10 protein-coding genes and 1 tRNA gene are annotated in these 15,344 nt (G+C 67.5%); 8 read left to right on the forward strand and 3 right to left on the reverse strand.

What is annotated here, in order from left to right; translation table 11 throughout:
- The first annotated feature begins 316 nt into the window (after positions 1 to 316).
- The 4 genes from alaS (at position 317) to D579_RS0100395 (ending at position 4,961) form a co-directional block, all read left to right on the forward strand.
- Positions 317 to 2,926 (forward strand): alanine--tRNA ligase, encoded by a 2,610-nt coding sequence (gene alaS / locus D579_RS0100380; protein WP_018950726.1) that lies wholly within the window; start codon positions 317 to 319, stop codon positions 2,924 to 2,926.
- 281 nt (positions 2,927 to 3,207) lie between these two features.
- A complete protein-coding gene (locus D579_RS0100385; RefSeq protein WP_018950727.1) occupies positions 3,208 to 4,452 on the forward strand; it encodes an aspartate kinase in 1,245 nt (414 codons plus the stop codon).
- Between the two features lie 68 nt (positions 4,453 to 4,520).
- Positions 4,521 to 4,775: a carbon storage regulator CsrA gene (gene csrA / locus D579_RS0100390; RefSeq protein WP_018144301.1), complete on the forward strand. Its 255-nt coding sequence runs from the start codon at positions 4,521 to 4,523 to the stop codon at positions 4,773 to 4,775.
- 95 nt (positions 4,776 to 4,870) lie between these two features.
- Positions 4,871 to 4,961, forward strand: a tRNA-Ser gene (locus D579_RS0100395).
- A 355-nt stretch (positions 4,962 to 5,316) separates the two neighbouring features.
- Here the strand turns inward: D579_RS0100395 and cydC are convergent.
- From cydC to D579_RS0100410, 3 genes are read right to left on the reverse strand one after another with little or no spacing between them, the layout of a single operon-like run.
- Entirely contained in the window at positions 5,317 to 7,002 is a 1,686-nt protein-coding gene (gene cydC, locus D579_RS0100400; RefSeq protein WP_018950728.1) for a thiol reductant ABC exporter subunit CydC, read from the reverse strand.
- A complete protein-coding gene (gene cydD / locus D579_RS0100405; protein ID WP_018950729.1) occupies positions 6,995 to 8,722 on the reverse strand; it encodes a thiol reductant ABC exporter subunit CydD in 1,728 nt (575 codons plus the stop codon). The genes cydC and cydD overlap by 8 nt, the downstream gene beginning before the upstream one ends.
- A 3-nt stretch (positions 8,723 to 8,725) precedes the next feature.
- A complete protein-coding gene (locus D579_RS0100410; RefSeq protein WP_018950730.1) occupies positions 8,726 to 10,111 on the reverse strand; it encodes an NAD(P)/FAD-dependent oxidoreductase in 1,386 nt (461 codons plus the stop codon).
- Between the two features lie 368 nt (positions 10,112 to 10,479).
- Here D579_RS0100410 and D579_RS0100415 point away from each other — a divergent pair, with 368 nt between their 5' ends.
- From D579_RS0100415 to D579_RS0100430, 4 genes are all read left to right on the forward strand, one after another.
- Positions 10,480 to 11,886, forward strand: coding sequence for a cytochrome ubiquinol oxidase subunit I (locus tag D579_RS0100415; RefSeq protein WP_018950731.1), 1,407 nt, complete (start codon positions 10,480 to 10,482; stop codon positions 11,884 to 11,886).
- Between the two features lie 3 nt (positions 11,887 to 11,889).
- A complete protein-coding gene (cydB, locus tag D579_RS0100420) occupies positions 11,890 to 12,894 on the forward strand; it encodes a cytochrome d ubiquinol oxidase subunit II (RefSeq protein WP_018950732.1) in 1,005 nt (334 codons plus the stop codon).
- Between the two features lie 103 nt (positions 12,895 to 12,997).
- Complete coding sequence (locus D579_RS0100425; RefSeq protein ID WP_018950733.1) at positions 12,998 to 14,479, forward strand: sigma-54-dependent Fis family transcriptional regulator; 1,482 nt, start codon at positions 12,998 to 13,000, stop codon at positions 14,477 to 14,479.
- A 176-nt stretch (positions 14,480 to 14,655) separates the two neighbouring features.
- On the forward strand, positions 14,656 to 15,312 hold the full coding sequence (locus D579_RS0100430; RefSeq protein WP_018950734.1) for a hypothetical protein: 657 nt from the start codon (positions 14,656 to 14,658) through the stop codon (positions 15,310 to 15,312).
- Positions 15,313 to 15,344 lie beyond the last annotated feature (32 nt).

Raw genomic sequence — 15,344 nt, forward strand, 5'->3', positions numbered from 1 at the left:
GTCCTACGGGACCCGGCGATAGGCGACCGGAGTCGTGGTTCTTGCATCGGTTGGGTCCCGATGGAGATTGCTTCGTCGCTGCGCTCCTCGCAATGACGGGGCAAGAACAGCGTCATTGCGAGGAGCGCAGCGACGAAGCAATCGGTGCCCAAGGCCACCGGATCCGGCGGCGGGGCATGTCCCAAACGATCGCTCCGGCCCCTTTTGGGGGCCTCGCAATGACGAGGAAGATGGCCGGAAGACGGGCCCGGCAATACGCGGGTGGGGCGCTTGCGTGATAGCATTCCGGGTTTGACCCCATTGCTATCGGAACCGCATGAAAAGCGCCGACATTCGCCGGAGTTTCCTCGAATTCTTTGAAGGGCACGGACACACGATCGTGCCGTCCAGCCCGCTAGTGCCCGGCAACGACCCCACGTTGCTGTTCACCAACGCGGGCATGGTGCAGTTCAAGGATGTGTTTCTCGGGCGCGAGAAGCGCCCGTACACCCGGGCCGTGTCCAGCCAGCGCTGCGTGCGCGCCGGCGGCAAGCACAACGATCTCGAGAATGTCGGCTACACCGCGCGGCACCACACCTTCTTCGAGATGCTGGGCAATTTCAGTTTCGGTGACTACTTCAAGCGCGACGCGATCCACTACTGCTGGCAGTTCCTGACCGACACCATCGGCCTGCCGCCGGAAAAGCTGTGGGTCACGGTCTACGAGACCGACGATGATGCCTACAAGGTCTGGGCCGACGAGATCAAGGTCCCGGCCGAACGCATCATCCGTATCGGCGACGACCCTGACGGCGGTTCCGACAACTTCTGGCAGATGGGCGAAACCGGCCCCTGCGGCCCCTGCACCGAGGTCTTCTACGACCACGGGCCGGAGGTCGCGGGTGGCCCGCCCGGTTCGCCGGACGAGGACGGCGATCGCTACATCGAGATCTGGAACCTGGTGTTCATGCAGTACGACCGCGATGCGGACGGCACGCTGAACCCGCTGCCGCGCCCGTCCGTGGATACCGGCATGGGTCTGGAACGCCTGGCGGCTGTGCTGCAGGGCGTGCATTCCAACTACGAGATCGATCTGTTCCAGGACCTGATCGCGGCCGCCGCACGGGTAACCGGTGCGACGAAGAAGGATTCCGCCTCGCTGCGCGTGATCGCGGATCACATTCGCTCCATCGCCTTCCTGATTACCGATGGCGTGCTGCCGTCGAACGAGGGGCGTGGCTACGTGCTGCGCCGCATCATCCGCCGCGCCGCGCGCCATGGCTTCAAGGTCGGCGCGCAGGACGCCTTCCTCTACCAGACCGTGGGCGACCTGGTGCGCGCGATGGGCGAGGCCTTCCCGGAGCTGGCCGAGGCGCAGGCCCAGGTCGAGAAGGTCCTGGAAAAGGAAGAGCGCAAGTTCCTGGAGACCCTGGACAAGGGCATGAAGATCCTGGAAGAGGACCTGCGCGATCTCGAGGGCAAGGTGATCCCCGGCGAGACCATCTTCCTGCTCTACGACACCTACGGCTTCCCGGTGGACCTGACCGGCGACATTGCGCGCGAGCGCGAGCTGGAGCTGGACATGGAGGGCTTCGAGTCCGCCATGGCCGGCCAGCGTGCACGGGCGCGTGCGGCCAGCCACTTCTCGATGGACGACGGCGGCCTGCCGCAGGTCGATGTCGCGACCGAATTCTCCGGCTACGAGACGGTGGATGACGAGGGCCGCGTGCTGGCGCTGTACCAGAATGGCGAGGCCGTCGATCGCCTGGAAGTCGGTGCCGAGGGGCTGGTGGTACTGGACCGCACGCCGTTCTATGGCGAGTCCGGCGGCCAGGTGGGCGATGTCGGTACGCTCAGCGGTTCCGGCGTGCGCTTCCAGGTCTCCGACACCCGCAAGCAGGGTGCGGCGCACATCCACGTAGGCCAGGTCCGCGCCGGCACACTGGAGCGCGGCCAGACCCTGCAGGCCGCGGTGGAAGGCCCCCGCCGCGAGAACATCCGCCGCCACCACTCGGCCACTCATCTCCTGCACAAGGCGCTGCGCGATCAGCTGGGCGACCACGTGCAACAGAAGGGATCGCTGGTGGACCCGGATCGTTTGCGCTTCGATTTCACCCATATGGAACCGCTGACCGACGAACAGCTGCGCTCCATCGAGGCCCAGGTGAACGCCGAGATCCTGGCCAACGAGGCCACCGATACCAACGTCATGGACATCGACTCCGCGATGGAGTCCGGCGCGGTCGCGCTGTTCGGCGAGAAGTACGGTGATCGCGTACGCGTGCTGAAGATCGGCACCTCGGTGGAGCTGTGCGGTGGCACGCACGTGGATCGCACCGGCGACATCGGGTTGTTCCGCATTACCTCCGAGGGCGGGGTGGCCGCGGGCATCCGGCGTATCGAGGCGGTTGCCGGCGAGGTCGCCCTGCGCTGGGTGGACGAGCAGATCGGCCACCTGGACGCGATCGCCGATCGCCTGCGCGCCGGGCGCGGCGAGGCGGCCGACAAGGTTGCCCAGCTGCAGGAGCGTACCCGCGAGCTGGAGAAGCAGGTCACGCAGCTGAAGGGTAAGCTGGCCAGCCAGGCCGGCGACGACCTCGGCTCGCAGGCCAAGGATGTCGACGGCATCCAGGTGCTGGCCGCCAAGGTCGAGGGCGTGGAGCCCAAGGCCCTGCGCGACATGGTCGACCAGCTCAAGCAGAAGCTCGGCAAGGCTGTGGTGGTGCTGGGCACCGCGACAGGCGAGGGCAAGGTCAGCCTGGTGGCTGGTGTGACCAAGGCCGAGACCGGCCAGTTCAAGGCTGGGGATCTGGTGGGCCATGTCGCTACGCAGGTCGACGGGAAGGGCGGCGGCCGTCCGGACATGGCGATGGCCGGCGGCCAGAGCCCGGACAAGCTGGATGCGGCCCTGGCCTCGGTGGAGGCCTGGGTGCGCGAACGCGCCTGATCGTCCATCCCCGTCATCGCGAGGCGCGTAGCGCCGTGGCGATCTCCGCGGGCAGCCCCTGCGCCGGAGGGTTCGGCGGGATCCGGTGGTTTTGGACGGAGGCTGCCACGGCCCCGTCGGGGCCTCGCAATGACGGGGCCACGCGCGGGGTTCGCCGGGGCGGTGGGCTTTAATGCGGCGGCCAGTTGGTGTTTAATGCCCGCTTCTTAAGTAAACGCTAATGGATGGGGTGCGCCCTGTCCGGACGGTCGCAAGGACCGGGCACGGAACGGAATCTTGAAATGGCGTTGCTGGTACTCAAATTTGGCGGCACCTCGGTGGGTTCGCCCGAACGCATCCAGGCGGTGGCGGAACGCGCGCTGAAGCTGCGCGAGGAAGGCCATCAGCTGGTGATCGTGGTCTCCGCGATGAGCGGCGAGACCGACCGCCTGCTGGGCCTGGCGCACGCACTGAATCCGCGCGCGGACGGTCGCGAGCTGGATGTGCTGCTGTCCACCGGGGAGCAGGTCACCATCGCGTTGCTGTCGATGGCGCTGGAGGCGCGGGGCTGTGATGCGCGGTCCTACACCGGGGCGCAGGTGACCATCCGTACGGATAGTGCGCACAACAAGGCCCGTATCCGCAGCATCGACGATGCCCGGGTGCGCGGCGATCTCGAGGCCGGGCGCGTCGTGGTCGTGGCCGGTTTTCAGGGCGTGGACGAGGAGGGTGCGATCACCACCCTGGGCCGCGGCGGATCGGATACCACCGCGGTGGCGCTGGCCGCGGCGCTGAAGGCCGACGAATGCCGCATCTATACTGATGTCGACGGCGTCTACACCACCGATCCGCGGTTGGTGCCGACGGCCCGCCGCCTGCATAGCATCACCTTCGAGGAGATGCTGGAGATGGCCAGCCTGGGCTCCAAGGTGCTGCAGATCCGCGCGGTGGAATTTGCCGGCAAGTACAACGTCCCTTTACGAGTGCTGTCCTCGTTCGAGGAAGGCCCGGGAACCCTGATTACCACGGAGGAGGATGCGCAAGTGGAACAGGCGCTGGTTGCGGGTATCGCGTTCAATCAGAACGAGGCCCAGCTGACGGTTCAGGGCGTCCCCGATCAGCCGGGGGTCGCGCATCGCATCCTTGGCCCGATCGCGGATGCCAATATCGAGGTGGACATGATCGTGCAGAACGTCGGGGCGGATAATTCCACCGACTTCACGTTCACCGTCCATCGCAATGACTACGACAAGGCCCTGGAGATCCTGCAGGCGGCCGCGAAGGCGCTGGGCGCCCGCGAGGTTTCCGGGGATACGCACATCGTGAAGATCTCGGTGGTCGGGGTCGGTATGCGTTCGCACGCGGGCATCGCCAGCAAGATGTTCGAGGCCCTGTCGCGCGAAACCATCAACATCCGGATGATCTCCACCTCGGAGATCAAGATCTCCGTGGTCGTAGATGAGAAGTACCTCGAACTTGCAGTGCGTGCATTGCACGATGCGTTTGAACTCGAACAGACCCCAGTCGGTCAACAGGAGGACGGTTAAGGATGACAGACCGTAAAACGGTTACCGGACGACCGACTCCGTCCGACACAGGCACTGCGGAGAAGAGCATGCTCATTTTGACTCGACGTGTGGGCGAGACCCTCATGATCGGCGATGATGTGTCCGTCACCGTCCTGGGGGTCAAGGGCAATCAAGTCCGCATCGGCATCAACGCACCCCAGGACGTCGCGGTCCATCGCGAGGAAATCTTTCAGCGCATTCAGCGTGAAGCGAACGTCGCCAGTGGTGAGGGCGGCGGCGAGAACTCCAGTGGCGGTGGTACTGGGGCGGGTGGTGCCGCGGCAGGCGCACGCGACGACTGAACCTCCCGTAAGGAAAGCGAAAGGCCCGGAGGCTGCGATCAGCCTTCCGGGCCTTTCATTTGAAGGCCCAAGGCCTTATCCTGTGCCGCGTTTCCGGAGAGTTGGCCGAGTGGTCGAAGGCGCTCCCCTGCTAAGGGAGTATGGGTCAAAAGCCCATCGAGGGTTCGAATCCCTCACTCTCCGCCAAATCCTGCGAAGGGGCCCGAGTGGCCCCTTTCGCATGTCTGGCCCCCGAGATTTCCGGGATTCGAACCCGAGATACAAGTAAGAACGATGGTTCGACCGGTGGCGCGTAGCGACACCGGAACGCCGCAGCGTAGCGTAGGCGGCCCGAAGGGCGACCGGCGCAGCCGGGCGTAATCCTCACTCTCCGCCAAATCCTGCGAAAGGGGCCCGAGTGGCCCCTTTCGCACGTCTGGCCCCGGCGTTCGTCCCCCAGCCCGTCCCCCATTGCTTCGTGATCCGAACCTGTTTGTGCGGCCACCGAAAGTCGGGCGCCGGTGTGTCGGGCACGTTTCGCTGCGAGGTCCCGTCGCCGGCCTTAGCTCCGGCCGAGCGGTTTCGCGAGCTCGAGGCGCGGCCAGCGGGCCGGCAGTTGTCCCGGGGCATGGGTGACGAGGATGCACTGACGGTCCTGCAGCCAGGGCAGCAGTCGTTCCACCACTCGTTGTTGCGTGGGGGTATCCAGACCGGAAAACGGCTCGTCGAGCAGGACGACCGGTCGGTCCTGAAGGACGACCGCCGCCAGGGCGAGACGGCGGCGCTGACCGCCGGAGAGGGACGCGCCGCCCTCGCCGATGCGGTAGTCCAGACCTTCGTCGGTGCCGCGCACGGCCTCGGCGAGATCGACCTGCTCCAGGGCCTCCCACAGTGCGGCATCGCTCAACGACCTGTGCGCCGGGGACAGGATGCTTCGGAGGGTCGTGTCCGGCAGTTGCAGGCCCTGGGGCAGGTAGCTGATGTGGCGGTACCGGGCATCGGTCGGGATCCTTGCCAGATCGTCGTTGCCGAGCGCTACGGTACCGGCCAGGGGCGGGAGTTCGCCGGCGAGGGTGTCCAGCAGTGTGCTCTTGCCGTGCCCGCTGGCCCCGCTGATCACCAGGGGATAGCCACGCGCGGGTTCGAGGTCCAGGGGGCCGAGCAACGGGCGCTCGCGGCGAAAGCCGATGGTCAGGCCGTGTGCGTGTAGCGCAGGGGCCTCGTCAGGCGGGGTCGGGTCCACGGACTCGGCGGTTGTGGGGGTATGGGTGGCGGCCACCTCCAGATGCTGCACCCGCCCGGCGGCTTCCAGGCTCTCGCCGGCACGCCACCATGCGCCGGGCAGGCTGCCCAGAACCTCGCCCAGGCCCAGGGTCATCAGCGGCAGCAACACCGCGACCGGAGCGTCGAGCATTCCGTCACGGTACCAGCCCAGTGCCAGCACCAGCATCAGCAGGGCGGAGGCGCCGACCACGGCCTGCACGATCTGCTCGGAGCCGACCCCGAACGCCTCCTGCGTCCGTTGCCGGCGCGCGTACTGGTCGTTTTCCCGGCGCAGGCGGGCCTCGTGCTCGCGGGCACGGTCGTAGGCCAGCAACTCGGCCAGGCCGCCAATGAAGTCAAACAGTCCAACGCGCTCGCCGGCCCGGGCCTGCACCAGCGCGTGGCTGCGGCGCTGCCCGGCAAGGGCGAGCACGGCGGAGACCGCGAGCGTCGCGACACCGGAGGCGGCGAGTACGACCGCGGCGGGCCAGGGTGCCAGCCAGACGGCGATAACCAGCGTGACCACCAGGCTGAGCGCCGCCGCGATCATGGGGCCGACCACCCGCAGGGGCATCGCATCGAGGGTGTCGATGTCGCCGGTCAGGCGGGTCTGCAGGTCGCCGCTGCGGTAGGCGCGAATGCGTTCCATGGGCAGCGCGGCGAGGCCGCGAAAGCTGCGTCCGCGCAGGTCGGCCAGGCTGCGCAGCACCGCCTCGTGGCTGACCAGGCGTTCGAAGTAACGCGCCAGGGTGCGACTGATCGCGGCGGTACGGATGCCGCCGGAGGGCACGTAGAGGTCGAGTGTGGCCAGCAGGCCCGCGCCGGCCAGGGCGGTGGCGGTAATGAACCAGCCGGACAATGCCAGCAGGGCGATGCCGGCGATCCAGGTCAGCGCCAGCAGTCCCCAGGCACCCCAGTACCAGCCCCGGCGCTGGCGGAATACGCGGTGCAGAAAGGCCAGTTCCGCGCGGGTAGCGTTACGCATGGCGCGCCCCCGGTGTCGCCGGCGCCAGGTCCAGGCGTTGCGGGCAGCGTTTGTGGATGGCGGCATGATGACTCGCGATCACCAGCGTCAGGCCACGGGCCTCGGCCAGCCGAAGCAGCGTGTCGAGCAGGGCCTGTTCGGTGTCCGGGTCGAGCGCGCTGGTGGGTTCGTCGAGCAGCCAGAGCCGATGCCCCGAGAGCAGGGCGCGCGCCACCGCGACCCGCTGGGCCTGACCGCCGGAGAGCCCGCGCCGGGCCTCGCCGATGGCGGTATCCAGGCCGTCGGGCAGCTCGGGTGCGTCGAGCGGCAGGCCGGCCTGTTGCAGTGCCGTGGCCATCTCCGCGTCTGCGATCGTGTCGCGGCGGGCGAGCTGCAGGTTATCGCGCAGGCTGCCGTGGAACAGATGGGCGTCCTGGTCGATCCAGGCGAACTGCCGGGCCTGGGGATGGCGCTGTACCGTGCCCGTGGTGGGGGTGAGAAAGCCGGCACACACCGCGAGCAGGGTGGATTTGCCACTGCCACTGGGCCCGGTCAGCGCGAGATGCGCCCCGGCGTGAATGGCCAGGTCGAGCTCCGCCAGTGTGGGCGTGCGCTGACCCGGGTAGTGCACGGTGACTCCCTTCAGTTGCAGCCAGGGGACCACTGCGCCCTCGTCGGGGGCCGCGGTGGCCTCTGGGGAGTGCTCGGGCCCAACGGGGCCCGAGGGCGACGCCAGGGCGGGGGCAAGGGTCTCGGCGGCGGCCAGGGCGCCGGCGCGGTCATGGTAGCTCTGGGCAAACTGGCGCAGCGGAAGGAAATACTCCGGCGCCAGCAGCAGGATGAACAGGCCGGTGAACAGGGTGATGTCGCCGGCCGGGCCGTAGTCGATGGCGCCGAACAGGGCGAAGCCGATGTAGATCGCGACCATGCCGATCGCGACCGCGCTGAAGAATTCCATGATCGCCGAGGACAGGAACGCGACCCGCAGGGTGCGCATGGTCAGGCGCCGCTGCTGGTGACTGCGCTCGACGACCTCGGCCTCGGTTGCGGCGATCGCGCGCGCTCGGCGCAGCCAGTCCAGGGTGCGGATGCGGTCGAGAAAGTGCCCCGCCAGGCGGTTCTCCTCCTCCTGCTGACGCCGGTGGATCTGTTCCGCGCCCATGCCAACGATCGCCATGAACGCCGGGATCAGCGGGGCGGCGAACAGCAACAGCAGGGCGGCGAGCCAGTCCAGCCAGAGCGCCGCGACCAGGATGGCCAGCGGCGTCAGGATGACGGCCTGGCGCGCCGGCAGGTAACGGGCGTAGTAGCCGGTCAGGTCATCCACCCGCGTCTGGAACTGCTCCGCCCAGGCGCCCGCGGTGGTCAGCCCGGCCAGTCGCGCCGGTCCAGCCTGCCGGGCCTGGCGCAGGAGATCGGCGCGCAGCTCCTGCTTCACCGCAAAGGCGAGCCGGTGACCGGCCAGGTCCCGCAGGGCCTGGGCGGCGTAGCGCAGGGCGAGCAACACGAGGCCCGCGAGCAGGATCCCGGGCAGGTACGGGGCCTCGGGGGCGAACAGGGTGCCGTGGACCGCCCAGGCCACGAGCCCCGCCAGGGCAATGGTGGCAAATGTCGCCACCAGCGTGCTGGCCGCACTTAGCACAAGCCAGCGGCGGTGCGGCTGCTGGCGCGCGCGCAGCCATGGGCCCGGCGAGGTCCGGGCGTCTGTCGCCTCCGCGTCTGTTCCGGGCACTTGCGTCATCGACTAGCGCAAGTAGCGCCCGCGCAGCATGTTGAAATACAGCGGCTTGATCATGTGGACCTTCAGGCGCCACCACATCCAGCTTGGGGCGCCCTGATCCAGGAAGGTGAAGGTCGGGACCTCCTCCAGGCTGTAGTCGAACTCGACCAGCGCCGCCTTGCCCACCTCGGTGATCAGCGGGCAGGAGGTATAGCCGTCGAACTGGCGCGACGGCTCGCGATCCTGGATCACGTCCACCAGGTTGTCGGGCATCACTGCGCCATGCGAGCGCACGGTGGAGGCGGTCTTGCCGATCGCGGTTGCGACCACGTCACCGGCACCGAAGATGTTCGGGTAGTCCACGTGTTGCAGCGTGCGATCATCCACCGCCAGCCAGCCGCCGGCCGCCAACGGGCCGTCCTCGACTGCCAGCCCGGCCTCGCGGACGAAGTCGTGCGCGCGCATCGGCGGCGTTACGTGGAGGTAGTCGTAGTCCACGGTCTCGCGGCCGCCATCGCGGGTCTGGAACTGGGCCTGGCGGGCGTCGACATCCACCGCCAGCAAGGCGCCGCCGTCGTTTACGCTCACGCCGCGTTCGGCGTACAGGTCGCGCACCATGTGGTCGAAGCGCTGCACGCTGAACAGGGTGTCCGATGCCGTGTGATAGTGGAAATCGGCCCCGTTGCGCTGACCGGCCGAGCGCAGCAGGTCATCGGCGATGAAGGTCGCCTTGATCGGCGCACCGGCACACTTGATCGGCGTATTGGGGATGGTGAAACGTGCCACCCCGCCGTTCTCGCCGAACGCATGGATCTGCTCGTAGGCATCGCGTGCGGCCTCGGCGCTGGCGTACAGGCTGGTCAGCCCGGGACGGCCGATATCCTCGCGCCGCAGCCCCTCGATCGCCTCGTAATCCAGGTGCAGCCCGGTCGCGACCACCAGGAAGTCGTAGTCCAGCCGGTCGCCGCCGGTGGTCTCGACCCGCTGCGACTCGGGATCAATGGCTGCCACCGCGGAGCGGACCCATTCCACCCCGCGCGGGATGTAGCGTTCGTTGCGGCGCTGGACCTCGCCCACCGAGTAGACGCCCGCGGCCACCAGGGTCCAGCCGGGCTGGTAATGATGGATCTCGCTTGGCTCGACAATCGTGATCCGGGCCCCGTCCAGCAGGTCGCGGAGGCGGGCGGCCATGGTCATGCCCGCGGCACCTCCGCCCAGCACCACGATGCGGGCCTGGCTGGAGACCGCCGCGCGGGCCGGGGCGGCCTGTACGCCGGTCGCCGACACCAGGCCGGCGGCGCCAGCGATCTTCAGGAAATCGCGCCGGGACAGGCCCCGCAGCGTCTCGTCGGCTTGACGGGCCAGGGCCTTTTCAATCTCGGGATGCTTCGGGTCTTCGGGATGATGCATGGCTCTCTCCGCGTATCCGTCTGCCGCGCCGGAGACCGGGCGGGTCAGTTGCGATGGTCGCGCCGTCTTGCAGGCGCTTCGTGTGACGGATTGCTTACAAGTTACATGCCAACACCGGCAGGCCCCTCCACCGGGCCTTGTGTGCCGGTATTGGCGCCATCAGGCTGCCACTTATGACAGTCATGCGCGACCCGACTGACACATTTGGCAGCACCGAGGCGGCGTTGGCTGGCGTCGGCCCGGGGGGAAAACACTGGTTTACAGCTTACAGCCCGTCGCCGTGGTCCGGACAGGCAGTCTGGCACGGTACTTGTTAGGGATTCATCGATACGTCATTTCGGCGTGCCCCTGACGACGGAGGAAAGGCCATGGAGCTCGACCCCATACTGCTATCGCGAATCCAGTTCGCGTTTGTTGTTTCGTTTCACGCGATCTTCCCGGTCTTCACGATCGGGCTGGCTTCGTTTATCGCGTTTCTGGAATTCCGCGCCTGGAAGACCGGCGACACGCTCTATACCCAGATCTCGAAGTTCTGGATCAAGATCTTCGCGGTGGTGTTCGGCATGGGGGTGGTCTCCGGGCTGGTGATGTCGTTCCAGTTCGGCACCAACTGGAGCGCGTTCTCCTACGCCACGGCCAATTTCCTCGGGCCCGTGTTGTCCTACGAGGTGCTGACCGCGTTCTTCCTGGAGGCGGCCTTCCTCGGGGTGCTGCTGTTCGGGCGCGACCGGGTCCCGCAGGGCGTGCATCTGTTCGCGGCGCTGATGGTTGCGCTGGGCACGTTCATCTCGTCGTTCTGGATCCTGGTGGCCAACAGCTGGATGCAGACGCCGGTCGGTTTCGAACTGCAGGACGGTGTGTTCCACGTCACCTCCTGGATCACCGCGATCTTCAACCCGAGCTTCTGGCCGCGCTTCTTCCACATGGGCCTGGCCTCGCTGCTGACGGCGGGCTTTGTGGTCGCCGGGGTCTCGGCCTGGTACCTGTTGCGCCAGCGCGACGTGGTGATGAATCGCAAGGCCCTGGGCACCACCATGTGGGTGCTGCTGTTCGCGGCCCCGGCGCAGCTGGTGGTCGGGGATATCCACGGCCTCAATACCTTCGAGCATCAGCCCACCAAGGTGGCGGCGATGGAAGGCGTGTGGGAGACCGAGCGCGGTGCCCCGCTGCTGCTGTTCGCCATCCCGGACTCGGCCAACGAGACCAATCACTTCGAGATCGGCATCCCGAAGATGGCGAGTTTCATCCTGACCCACGAGCTGGATGGCGAGGTGCCGGGTCTGCTGGAGGTCCCCGCGGAGGAACGCCCGCCGGTGGGCATCACCTTCTGGTCGTTCCGCATCATGGTCGCGATCGGCATGGTGATGATCCTGTTCGCCCTGGCCGGTGCCTGGCTGCGCTTCCGCCGCCGGATGTACGCCTCCCCGCTGTTCCTCAGGGGGCTGTCCTGGATGATCCCGGCGCCGTTCTTTGCGGTGGTCGCGGGCTGGTTCGTGACCGAGACGGGGCGCGCGCCCTGGCTGGTGTACGGTGTGATGAACCACGCCGAGGGCATTACCCCGGCGCTGACCGGCGGCATGGCCCTGTTCACCCTGATCGGCTACGTCGCGGTCTACGCGGCGGTGTTCACCGGGGGCGTCTACTACCTGGTGCGCATCGTGCGCCAGGGCCCGGAACCGGCCGATGCCACGCATGCAGCGGCGCACGCCAAGCGTCCCCTGTCGGCCGCCGATACCTGGATCGATGACGCCGCGGTAAGCGGTGAAAGGAGCTAAGTCATGGAAACCACGATTGATATCACACTGATCTGGGTCGTCATCATCGCCGTGGGCGTCATCGCCTACGTGCTGATGGACGGGTTCGACCTCGGGGTGGGGATCCTCTTCCCCTTCGCCCCGGGGGAGACCTCGCGCGACGTGATGATGAACTCGGTCGCCCCGGTATGGGACGGCAACGAGACCTGGCTGATCCTCGGGGGTGCCGGGCTGCTGGCGGCCTTCCCGCTGGTCTACTCGGTGTTCCTGCCGGCGCTCTATATCGGGGTCTTCCTGATGCTGGCGGGGCTGATCTTCCGCGGTGTCGCGTTCGAATTCCGCTTCAAGGCGCATCGCTCCAAGTGGTTGTGGAATGCCGCGTTCGCGATCGGCTCGGCGGTGGCGGCCTTCGCCCAGGGCGCGGTCGTGGGTGCCTACATCCAGGGCTTCGAGATGGACGGGTTCAGTTTTGCCGGCGGACCGCTGGACTGGCTGACGCCCTTCACCGTGCTCACCGGGATCGGGCTGCTGGCGGGCTATGCCCTGCTGGGGGCCACCTGGCTGATCGTCAAGACCGAGGGCGAGACGCAGGCCTTTGCCTACCGCGTCGCGCCCTGGATGCTGGCGGCCGTGCTGCTGGTGTTCGGCGCGGTGAGTCTCATCACCCCGTTCATCGATCCGAAGGTGATGGAGCGCTGGATGGGAACCTGGCAGTACCTCTGGGTGCTCCCGGCCCTGGCGCTGCTCTCTTCCTGGATTCTGATTCGCGCGGTGCGCCGGCGCGACGAGGGGATCCCGTTCGTCGCCACGATTGCCCTGTTCATCACGACCTACCTGGGCCTGCTGGTGAGCAAGTGGCCGTACGTGGTGCCGCCGGACTACACCTTCTGGGACGCCGCCTCGTCGCCGGATGCCCAGCTGTTCATCCTGGTGGGCGCGCTGTTCGTGATCCCGATCATCCTGGGCTACACGGCGTGGACCTACTGGGTCTTCCGCGGGAAGGTGACCCCGGAGACCGGCTATCACTAGGTCTGTCCGGGCGCGCGCGAGCACGCCGGTGGGTCGCGGCCGACCCGCCGGCGCCGTCCGGAGACCGGATTTCAATGCTGTCGCAACCTATGGGAGTGACTCCATGCCGTTGAACATCACTCGACTGAACGTGTCTATTGGGCAGCGCGACGGTGACGTGACGAGTATCGGAACCGCATTCCTGGACTCCCTTGTGCGAGGCGAAGTGACGAGCATCACGAAGAAAGCGCCGGAACCGCAGGACATGCATGTCGAGACCCTGCGGCAGGTACTGGAGGGGTTCCGGGAGCCGGCGATCCTGCTGTCGCCGGACTACCGCATCCTGGCCGCCAATGGGGCCTACCAGAGTGTCTACGGGACTGACCGAGACGGCTCGGGTCGCACCTGTTTCGAGGCTTCTCATAGTTTCCGCCGCCCCTGCGACGAGGCCGGCGAATCCTGCCCCCTGCGGGCGGCCCTGGGCAGTGGTCACCGCGAACGCGTCCTGCATGTGCACCACACCGAGACCGGGCGCGAGCACGTGGATGTCGAGTTGTTGCCGATCCGGGGCGAGGGCGGCGAGATCCGCTACCTGATCGAACGGCTGCACCACATGCCCGTCTCGGCGCCGCAGGCGGGGAGTGGCGGGCTGGTCGGTCGCTCGAAGGCCTTCAATGCCATGCTGGGGATGATCAGTCGGGTGGCGCCGAGCAATGCCTCCGCCCTTCTGCTCGGCGAGTCCGGTACGGGCAAGGAACTGATCGCGCGCGCCATTCACGAAGCGAGCCCGCGCCAGAAGTTGCCGTTCGTGCCCGTGGAATGCTCCGGCCTGACCGAAACCCTGTTCGAAAGCGAGCTGTTCGGCCATGAGCGGGGGGCGTTTACCGGGGCGACCTCGGCCAAGGCCGGGCTGGTGGAGACGGCGGCCGGCGGCACCCTGTTTCTCGACGAGGTGGGGGATATCCCGCTGAGCCAGCAGGTCAAGTTGCTGCGGTTGCTGGAGACCCACGCCTATCGCCGTGTCGGGGGTGTCGAGTCGCGGCGGGCGGATTTCCGCCTGGTCTGTGCGACCCACCGCGATCTCGAATCCATGGTCCGGGCCGGCGAGTTTCGCGAGGACCTCTACTACCGTATCAACACCTTCCCGATCGAGGTGCCCCCGCTGCGCGCGCGGGCCGAGGATCTCCCGTTGCTGGTAGAAGCCCTCGGCGAGCGCCTGGATCTGGCCGTACCCCCACGCCTCGAAGACGAGGCCCTGCGAATCCTCAAGCAGTATTCCTTCCCCGGCAACGTGCGCGAGCTGCGTAACATCCTCGAGCGCGCGGCATTGCTGGCGGACGGCGAGGCGATCCGTCCGGAACATCTTCCGGATCGCGTGCGGGAAAGAGGGCAGTCCCCGAGCGGGGCGGAGGCCGGTGGCCTGGATGGCTTGCTCCATCCGCAGTCCCTGCGCCCCCTGGAAGAGATTGAACGCGAATACCTGCGGCATGCCGCCGCAGTGTATCCGGGCGATCGCCGGGCGCTGGCGAAAACCCTGGGGATTAGCGAACGCAGCCTGTATCGGCGCCTGCGCCAGCTCGAAGGCGAGGGCGGCGAAGGCCACTGAGACGGCCCACCAGGACGAGGCGGGTTGTGCCCCGCCCGTCCGTGATGGAACGGGGTCCGGGGGAGCGGCCGGGCGACGTGTCACGAGCCCGTCATGAGCGACGGGGACGCTGAAGTACCGCCACAAGAATTAGCAAAACACCAAGTACCGATAGAAAAACCGAACTGGAGCCTGTCATGAAAAAGACCGCAATCACGCTGTCTCTCTCCGCCGCCCTCCTGGCGACCCCGATGCTGGCCTCGGCCGAGCCGCTGTCGTTCGGCGAGCACCAGACCATCCGCTCGATGGCCAGTGCCGGCATCGGCCAGGCCATCGTGAACGAGATGGGGGCCGGTTCGATGGCCGTGATCAACAACCCGTCCGCCGTCTGCGGCGCCCTGGCCGGTGGGCTGGGTGCGTCGATGCTGTCGGCCGATCCGCAGGCCGGCTTCCGCATCGCCACCCTGCGCTCCGCTGACGACGCCGCGGCCGCGGTGCGCGTGACCGCGGACAAGGACGTGGCCTATCTCGCACTCGGGGGAAATCTCGCGCGTGACGAAAACGTGGCCCTGGCCCACGCCTATCTGCAGGAACTCGCGGCCTCCGAATGGGACGGCACGCTGGTGCTGCATATCTCCTCCTGGATGCAGAAGCAGGTCCAGGCCGTCGCGGAGGCAGACACGGCCGTGGCCGACTATCTTCAGGGGATCAACATGGTGGCGCTCCAGCCCGACCTGGATGCGGGGCAGGCGGTGATGCTGGGTGTGAACTTCGACGGCGAGAGCTTCACGACCGAGGAGATGGGTCGCCAGGACATGCGCGAGGACCTCGTGGAGCTGTTCCGCCGCATGTGAGTCAGCGCGCGGTGGGCCGGAGGGGCGCAAGC

The organism is Thioalkalivibrio sp. AKL12 (assembly GCF_000377925.1).
GTDB classification, from domain to species: domain Bacteria; phylum Pseudomonadota; class Gammaproteobacteria; order Ectothiorhodospirales; family Ectothiorhodospiraceae; genus Thioalkalivibrio; species Thioalkalivibrio versutus.